General features: G+C 44.3%; 6 protein-coding genes. 1 reads left to right on the forward strand and 5 read right to left on the reverse strand.

All coding sequences use genetic code 11. From position 1 onward, the window contains the following. Positions 1–80: 80 nt before the first annotated feature. The 5 genes from mltB to rsfS all read right to left on the reverse strand — a co-directional run bounded on the left by mltB (position 81) and on the right by rsfS (position 6,871). On the reverse strand, positions 81–1,136 hold the full coding sequence (gene mltB, locus H524_RS16090; RefSeq protein WP_044122558.1) for a lytic murein transglycosylase B: 1,056 nt from the start codon (positions 1,134–1,136) through the stop codon (positions 81–83). Between the two features lie 862 nt (positions 1,137–1,998). Continuing rightward, complete coding sequence (gene rodA / locus H524_RS0113305) at positions 1,999–3,147, reverse strand: rod shape-determining protein RodA (protein ID WP_245580473.1); 1,149 nt, start codon at positions 3,145–3,147, stop codon at positions 1,999–2,001. A 280-nt stretch (positions 3,148–3,427) separates the two neighbouring features. Then, complete coding sequence (gene mrdA / locus H524_RS0113315) at positions 3,428–5,440, reverse strand: penicillin-binding protein 2 (RefSeq protein WP_245580474.1); 2,013 nt, start codon at positions 5,438–5,440, stop codon at positions 3,428–3,430. Positions 5,441–5,906: 466 nt separating this feature from the next. Further along, positions 5,907–6,377: a 23S rRNA (pseudouridine(1915)-N(3))-methyltransferase RlmH gene (gene rlmH, locus H524_RS0113325; RefSeq protein WP_027940527.1), complete on the reverse strand. Its 471-nt coding sequence runs from the start codon at positions 6,375–6,377 to the stop codon at positions 5,907–5,909. 125 nt (positions 6,378–6,502) lie between these two features. Continuing rightward, complete coding sequence (gene rsfS / locus H524_RS0113330; RefSeq protein ID WP_027940528.1) at positions 6,503–6,871, reverse strand: ribosome silencing factor; 369 nt, start codon at positions 6,869–6,871, stop codon at positions 6,503–6,505. Between the two features lie 607 nt (positions 6,872–7,478). On the opposite strand from rsfS, the gene H524_RS0113335 reads away from it, so the two are divergent. Then, the gene (locus H524_RS0113335) at positions 7,479–7,661 is read left to right on the forward strand and encodes a YgdI/YgdR family lipoprotein (RefSeq protein ID WP_027940529.1); all 183 of its coding nucleotides are present in this window, start codon (positions 7,479–7,481) and stop codon (positions 7,659–7,661) included. Positions 7,662–8,218: the final 557 nt, after the last annotated feature.

The following is an 8,218-nucleotide window of genomic DNA, read 5'->3' on the forward strand; positions in this document are numbered from 1 at the left end:
TGGGCTAGGCCATGATGGATAGCCTGTTGTGGCCTTGCCTGTAGCAACGAAGCTACTAAACGGGTTGCGTAAATTGGTCCTTACTGGGTCTTGCCCTTAACTGGAACGTAAGTGCCCTGGTTTAACTTGGCCTGACGATAGCCCTGAGCAATAGCCTCAGAGAGCTCAAATACGGCACGAGCATAAAGTGGGCTCTTGTTATAGCGAGTAATGGTGTAGAAGTTTGACAGAGCAACTTGGTAGTCATACTTACCACCCTCAAGCTCGAATGCGTACAGACGAACCTTTTGATCAGAAGTGAGAGCAACCTTGGTGGTGATACCGGCAGCAGTTAACTCATTTGGAGTTAAATCCCACTCCTTTTTAACTAACTTATCTAAAGTAGCCTTGGAAACGCCCTGACCTTTAACACCCTTTAAGTGCACTGGATACATAACAGCAGCGCCAGTAGTCCAGCCATGACCTCTAAAGTAGTTAGCTACAGAGCCGATAGCATCAGAGCTGTTGTTAAAGAGGTTAACGTGCTGATCACCATCAAAGTCGATGGCAAAGTTTAAGTATGAGCTTGGCATGAACTGACCCATACCCATAGCGCCAGCGTATGATCCCTTGATGTCAGTTAAGTTCCAGCCTTCACGCTGAGCAAGCTTTACGTAGTTGGCAAACTCTTTTGAAAAGTAAGCCTGACGAGCTGGGTAGTGGAAACCTAAGGTATAGAGTGCATCTAATACCTTCCAAGTGCCCATAGAAGAACCATAGAAGGTCTCAACACCGATAATGGCACAGATGATCTCTGGAGCTACACCGATCTCATTACGAGCACGCATAAGCTCTTGCTCGTGCTTTAAGTAGAACTCAACACCGCCTTGAATGCGCTTATCTGTCATAAAGAGCTTGCGGTACATATACCATGGCTTGCCCTCATAAGGACGATTCATGGCATCGATGATCTTCTGCTGATACGTAGCTGCAGTGATAGCTTCATTTAAAGCACTGCGCTCAACACCTGCATACTTAGCAAGTTCGTCTAGATTTACATCAGCTGCTTGAGCTGAAGCAGAGATGGTAAAGGTAGCACTAGTTAAGGCTAATGCACTGGCAGTTACGAAAAGAGAGGACTTGATTTGCTTAAACATTGCGATGGGCTCTGTCAGTCAGATAAGAGGCCGTATCAGAAAGGCTACAAAGGGCCAATCTGCCATATAAAATCACCTCTGATCTTGAGCTTAAAACTCTCACAACATCAGAGGAATTGCATCTAGGACAAGTTTGTCCGAAATCCAATAGAATAGCACAAGTATGTGCTTTTATTAAGATCTTAAGATCGAAAGCAGCGCGATTTGACTTGCAAAGATCAGAGAGTTTTACAAGATCTCAAACGATCTTAGTGATCTTGCTTGTCAGTCCCAATTTAATTGAGTTTTTCGGCCTCACAAGTATGCCTGCAAAAACTTAGTTGAAGCTTAGTTTTGCTAAGATTAATACAAGTTTTTTAACCCAAGTCCCGTCCAAAAACCATGATCTTGCCATATGACAGCCATGATCTTTATTAGTGTATGTCAGCTCACCACGATCTGTAAGTAATGATCTCAACTACCTAAGATCTTAAGATCTCCACACCTCTGCAAAAAAGATCATAGCCCACTCCAATACAATGCCTCAAACTAAGTAAAGATCACAGGGCACTTTCTGGCTAGCTTTGCAATCAGACTGCTTGCCCATCATCATGACATCTTGCTGTTTAAGTGGATCTCTTTCCCGTCATCATGGCATCTGAGCTTTACGAGCAAGCCTCTTAGCCATGTCCTTAAGATCTTAAAGGATTGGCAACATGCTGCAGCTCTGCTAAAGGCATATGAGCAGGGCAAAACATCAAGATCTTGGGGTGGCAGCAAGCTTAATGGTGCTGCCAAGTAATGGTGTGATCTTATTGCATGATCTTGGCACGATCGGGAGCGTGGAGATCAGCTGCTTACGAGTGGTTGATGATCGCTTTTTTTAGTTACGCGACGAGAAGTAGGTTTGTTTCTTGTGCGTGTGGATCGACATGATGATGCCGAAAGTAATGGCCAGAATAATCATCGAGGTTCCTCCATAACTTACCATTGGTAGAGGAACGCCTACTACTGGCAGAATACCGCTCACCATACCGATGTTAATGAAAATATAGAACGGCAATGTGAAGGTATAAGTACCAGCTAAGATACGATCAAAGTTGCTACGAGCATTAAGAGTGATATAGACACAGCGAGAGATGATGAATAAGTAAATGCTCATCAAAATAAGGAAGCCGATAAGACCGGTTTCTTCAGCAAGAACTGCAAAGATAAAGTCGGTATGAGGCTCAGGGAGGAAGTCTAGCTGCGATTGTGAACCTTGTAGCCAGCCCTTGCCGTAGATACCGCCAGAGCCAATCGCGATCTTGGACTGAATAATGTGGTAACCAGCGCCTAGTGGATCCGATTCAGGATCAATTAAAGTGAGCACACGTTGCTTTTGGTAATCATGGAGAACATAGTTCCACATAATCGGGATCGCCACGCCCACCAGACCAATACCAGCTGCAATCCACCAGAAACTAAGGCCAGCTAAGAAAATAGCAATTACACCTGATACTGCTACTAAGATACCGGTGCCAAGATCCGGCTGCAGCACGATGAGAATAGTTGGAGCGCCTACTAATAAGAAAGCCAAAATAATGTTGGTGTTCTTTGGTGGCAGGGAGTCACGGGCTAAGAACGCAGCAATAGTTAAAGGCATGGTGAGCTTTAAAAACTCGGAAGGTTGCAGACGCATAAAGCCGATATTTAACCAACGCTGTGCACCTTTCGAGATGTCGCCAAAGAGCTCCACTAACACTAGCATGATCAAGCTAAAGATATACAAGTACAAAGCACCTTTAGCTAGGTACTTTGGTGGGATCTGAGCAAAGAGGATCATGGCTGCAAAAGCTGCAGAAGTACGGACTACCTGACGCTCAAGCATCTCGATATGCTGACCAGAGGCTGAGTACAGCACAAAGAGCGACAAAGCTAAACACATGAATAAACCTGAGAGCAATGGCAGGTCGATATGCCAACGCTGTAGCAGTGACAAGTTACCGTTGTCATCAGGCATTTCTAAGTTAGAGTTTTCTGATTTTGCCATCTTCGCTCTCACATGTGTTGCAAGTTACAAGCACTTGCAGCATCAGTCTTATAGCTAAAAAAAATTCTGTATAACGCCACACCATCAGCCTTGCCAACATTGTACTTGGCTAAGCCGTGCAATTGGCCAATGGCATTGGCATTTAATTGCTACTCCAATGCCAATTAATTGCCATTAAACTGCTAGTCCAATGCCAATTAATTTCCATTTAATTGGCAACGAGGCTTTTGCATGGAAGTGTTGGGGCCATGGTCCTTAGTTAGGTGTGTCTTGAGTGTTGTTAGCGGACTTCAACCGTGCCGCCCATACCAAACTTCATGGTCTTAGGCTTTGAGCTGCCCATGTAGCCATTTGGATAAAGCTCAAAGTACCGATCCATGAGCTTACGGACTACCGGAGCACCAACTGAAGAACCGCCACCGGCGTTCTCAAGAATGATACCAACTAAAATTCGTGGTCGATGATATGGGGCAAAAGCAACGAACAGTGCATTATCGCGGTGCTCAGCTTTAAGTGCATCGGCGTTGTATTTTTCACCTTGCTTAATAGACACCACCTGAGCAGTGCCTGACTTACCAGCAGCCTTGTATTTGGTACCAGCAAAGGCACGACGACCAGTACCTTCTGGGCCATTAACCACGAGGTACATGCCAGCACGGCCTACATCGAAATAACTCTTGTCTTTGACCTTGAAGTAAGTGCTATTGAGCGGATCTTTAAAGGTCTGCTCAATCTTCATCGATTTTGGATCGACGATATCTTTCATTAAGTGTGGGGTAACAAAACGACCATGATTTGCCAGTACAGCATGAGCTTTGACAAGCTGAATCAAGGTAGTTGTCCAATAGCCCTGACCAATACCAATAGGTACTGTATCACCCAGGTGCCATGGCTGTTTAAAGCGACGCTGTTTCCATTCAGCAGAAGGATTTACGCCTAAGGATTCTTCGGAGATATCCACTCCTGAGATCTTGCCAAAGCCAAATTGATCAAGATAATTGTGAATAGTACCGATACCTGCACGGTTCGCTAAATCGTAGAAGTAAGTATCAGCAGATACTTCAATTGCACGATAAGCATCTAACCAACCATGGCCCCAGGCACGCCAGTCACGGAAGCGGTGAGTAGAACCTGGCAGCATAAATGCCGGTTGACCAAAGAATGAAGAAGTTGGGGTAATGAGATTCTCATTTAAACCCATAACGGCCAAAAGTGGCTTAATAGTCGATGCTGGAGAATAACCACCTTGGGTCACACGATTAATGAGTGGTCGTCCAGGGTTGTTAAGCAGCTGATTGAACTCCTTTCGACGAATGCCTCTAACAAAGAGGTTTGGGTCATAAGATGGATTGGAGTAAAAAGCTAAGATACCGCCAGTAGCAGGCTCAATTGCAACAATAGCACCCTTGTGATCGCCAAGTAGTTCTTGGGCATAGTACTGCAGACGTATATCTAAAGTTAAGGTGATATCACGACCATGAATTGGCGGATTGTACTTTAAGGTACGCAGAATCTGGCCGTGGCTGTTAACCTCAACCTCACGTGAACCAGTGATGCCATGCAGCTCGTCTTCATAGAACTTTTCAATACCGAGCTTACCAATAGCCTGTGTACCTTCGTAGTTATCAATCTTGCCTTGCTCAGTAAGATTGTCTACGTCGGTGGTGTTAATTCGAGATACATAACCAATGGCATGAGTGGTTGTGGTATCAAATGGGTAGTAGCGCTTTAAGTTAGAAGCGATCTGTACGTTTGGATAGCGATGGCGATTAACGGAGAACAGGGCGATCTGCTCTTCGTTAAGCTGATCGGCAATTTCTACACCGGAAAAACGCAGACGAGTACGGGACTGACTTAAGATGGTTTTGATGTCAGACTCAGCTAAGTTTAAGGTTAAGAGCTTATCTAAGGCCTCAACTGTTTCTCGGGTGTCGATATTCTTGTTTGGGAAAATGACTAAGTGGAAAACAGGGCGATTTTCAGCTAAAACAACGTGGTTGCGATCGTAAATAATACCGCGCTGTGGTACTACTGGCAGTACACGAATACGGTTTACGTTAGAGCGAGTTTGATAGTCATCATAAGAGAGCACCTGCAGGTAGTACAGGTTGCCAAATAAGATCGCAAAGCAGACAAAGACAACGCAGCAGCCAATGAACACGCGCAGACGGAAAATGCGATTCTCCTGCTCGACGTTTTTTACTTTAATGGCCGAGTTCTGCTTGAGCTTGCGTTTCTTATCTTTCTTATTGAATAGAGCACGCTCTTTCTCTTTGCGTTTTTTGGAAAACACAGACTACTTCCTAAAACTCTTCCTGAACGCAGGACTCAAACATACTACAGCCAAAGCTATAGCAACCACAAAAGCTGCACCATGCTAAGAGCCACCTTAGGCCTCTAAACTAAGCGCAATCACTAGATCTTGCACTAGAGCATCTCGCATCATGCTCAAATTATCTCTAGTGACTAACATGTGCTGCCATCAAGCATGTGTGCAAGTTAAAGCTGCACCTCATGCAAATGCCACTAAGCAACAGCTAGTAACCAAATGCCACTAAGCTCATGTCAGCTGCCAAAGGCATCAGGCAAATTCCGTAAGGCAAGGGCCTTTAGCAAATGCCGTAAGGCTATGGCCTTTAGCAAAATGTATTTAGCTGACAGCCATCAACACGCCAAGGTGCAATTGACCTAATGAAAGTCAATCTAAGCTTATGGGCATAGAAAATGGCATAGCTTAGTTAAAGCAAGTGGCTATAACTTTACTCGCGGTGATATGGCATACCAGCATCAATGCTATAGGCACGATACAGTGCCTCTGCAATTACTACGCGTACCATTGGGTGAGGCATAGTAAGCTTAGATAGAGACATGGTCTCGTTAGCTTTGCTTAAAACCTCTTGAGTAAGGCCCTCTGGACCACCAATGATGATGACAACATCACAGCCCATTTGCTGATAGTCATGAACCTTAGAGGCTAGCTCCATTGAAGTAAACTGCTTGCCATGCTCATCAAGAGCAATGATGTGGGCGCGTTTTGGTAAAGCCTCTAAGATGGCCTTGGCCTCAATTTCCTTAGCCTTGCCGGAGGTTGACTTACTTACGCGGCGTACTGGCTCAATTTCTTGGAGCACTAACTGCATATGAGGAGGCATACGCTTTTGGTACTCGGTAAAACCAGTAGTCACCCACTGCGGCATCTTAGTGCCAACAGCTAACAGTATAAACTTCACGTCCCACCCCAAACAGGCATTGTAAATAGTATTGCAGCCAAGATAGCTTCACTAACCTAACTTTAAGTGAAGCTATGAGCATCAGTCTTAATCAAAAAGGATTAAGGCTTCAAGCTAAAGTAGGCTTAGGCCTCAGACTCAGAAAGACCAGCAGCCATGGACTGATAGAGGTTTTCAAGCTGATAGCGCTCACGCTCAGACTCTTGCATGACGTGAACCATTACTACACCAACGTCAGCAATAACCCACTTACCCTCTTGCTCACCAGAAAGAGAAACGCCATGAATGTCGTGCTTAGCAAGGTGCTCAACTAAACGATCGGCAACAGCGCAGACGTGACGGTTAGAAGTACCGGTGGCAATAACCATTACATCGGTAATTGAGCAGTGCTCACGTACGTCAATTGAAACCATTTCCTGGGCCTTAGAAGAGTCTAATGAGGCCATAACGAGATCTAAAATCTCTTCGGTGGTGTAATCTTTTGAACTGATCAAGAGAGTTTCTTCCCAAAAATCTTATACAAGCTCTGTGCAATGCTTTTAACTAAGCAGTGAGTAGATGCATGAGTACATCATTGTCAATGGATGTTTACATCAATGGTAATGGCACACAGAAAGCGAAAATAAGCAAAATGTCTTCGCGCTAACATCTATGTTAAAGCCATATTTAATAAAGTTAGTATCAAAGCAAAGCTGAAACGATAACTTATACAAAAGCCAAACGGCTTTTGCAAGCGTTTTTTGATTTGTATGACGAAATTAGTCAGCAAGTAGTCTGCAGATTATGTAATTAGACATCTTAAGTGCGTTTTGGTTTCACCACAGAGGCAAAAAAAAACTTAGCAAAACCCAAAGCAACAATCAGCGCAAACACTAAAGGCCCAATTCATCCTTGCCATCACCATAAGCTGATCTTCTAGAAAGATATTAGCTAGCTAGATAGATTATTAGAGCGCACAGCTACTACGCCATTCTTTTAGAAGCCTTAGCTGTACCTGCCAAGCCTAGAACTGACTATGTTTTGCAAATACAAACTTGCTAATTCTTTCCTAACAGAGCAAGGCTAGAGTGGTGGTAGAGAGTTTAGTTATGAGGATTTCAAATGAATACTAAATTGATATCACTGCTCAGCGCCTTATTTCTAGCCACTGTGCTCAGTGCTTGCAGCTCCAATGCAGATAATGTTGTCAATGAGCAAGATGCTTCTCAAGCAGATGAAAAGTCAGGCTCAAGTTCAACATGGGAAGAAACCTATGTGAATGATGTCTACCCAGATATCTCATAGCAATCACGCTGCTCAGCCTCTTGCTACACGAAGCTGCTTAGAGGTGGCTGCAGCATAGTTGCTGAGCGTGTTTGCGGACAGCTGGTTGCAGCGCGTATTTTGTGGTCTGGTAGCTGCAGCTTAGTTGGTGCTGCAGCTGTTATGGATGGCTGTGTTTGAGTTAGAAGTAGAAGTGCTTGAAAACGCCTACTTGTAGGCGGTCACACAGGGCAGTTAAGAACTCCCTGAGTTTTTCAAAACTTTTTAGCAAAAGCAGTGTTTAACCGCATGCTTTTGCTTTTTTTTACTCAAAATATGCTAGAATAATATAAGTACATAAAGTACGACTAGCATGAGGTATTGCGGTGCATTTGGTATTCAACAAGTCTAGTAAAGGGTATGTCTATGTGTATCTAATGGAGAGCACTAGAGACCCAAAGACTGGCAAAATCACTAAGCGCTTAGTGAAGAACTATGGAAGGCGTGACGTCCTAGAAAAGGAAAATCCTGGGCTTTTAGAAGAGCTAAAGGAGAGGTATAAACCGCGTGCACAACGTGCGTATGAATCTCAACGAGCT

This window comes from Anaerobiospirillum succiniciproducens DSM 6400, from assembly GCF_000482845.1.
Classification (GTDB): Bacteria; Pseudomonadota; Gammaproteobacteria; order Enterobacterales; family Succinivibrionaceae; genus Anaerobiospirillum; species Anaerobiospirillum succiniciproducens.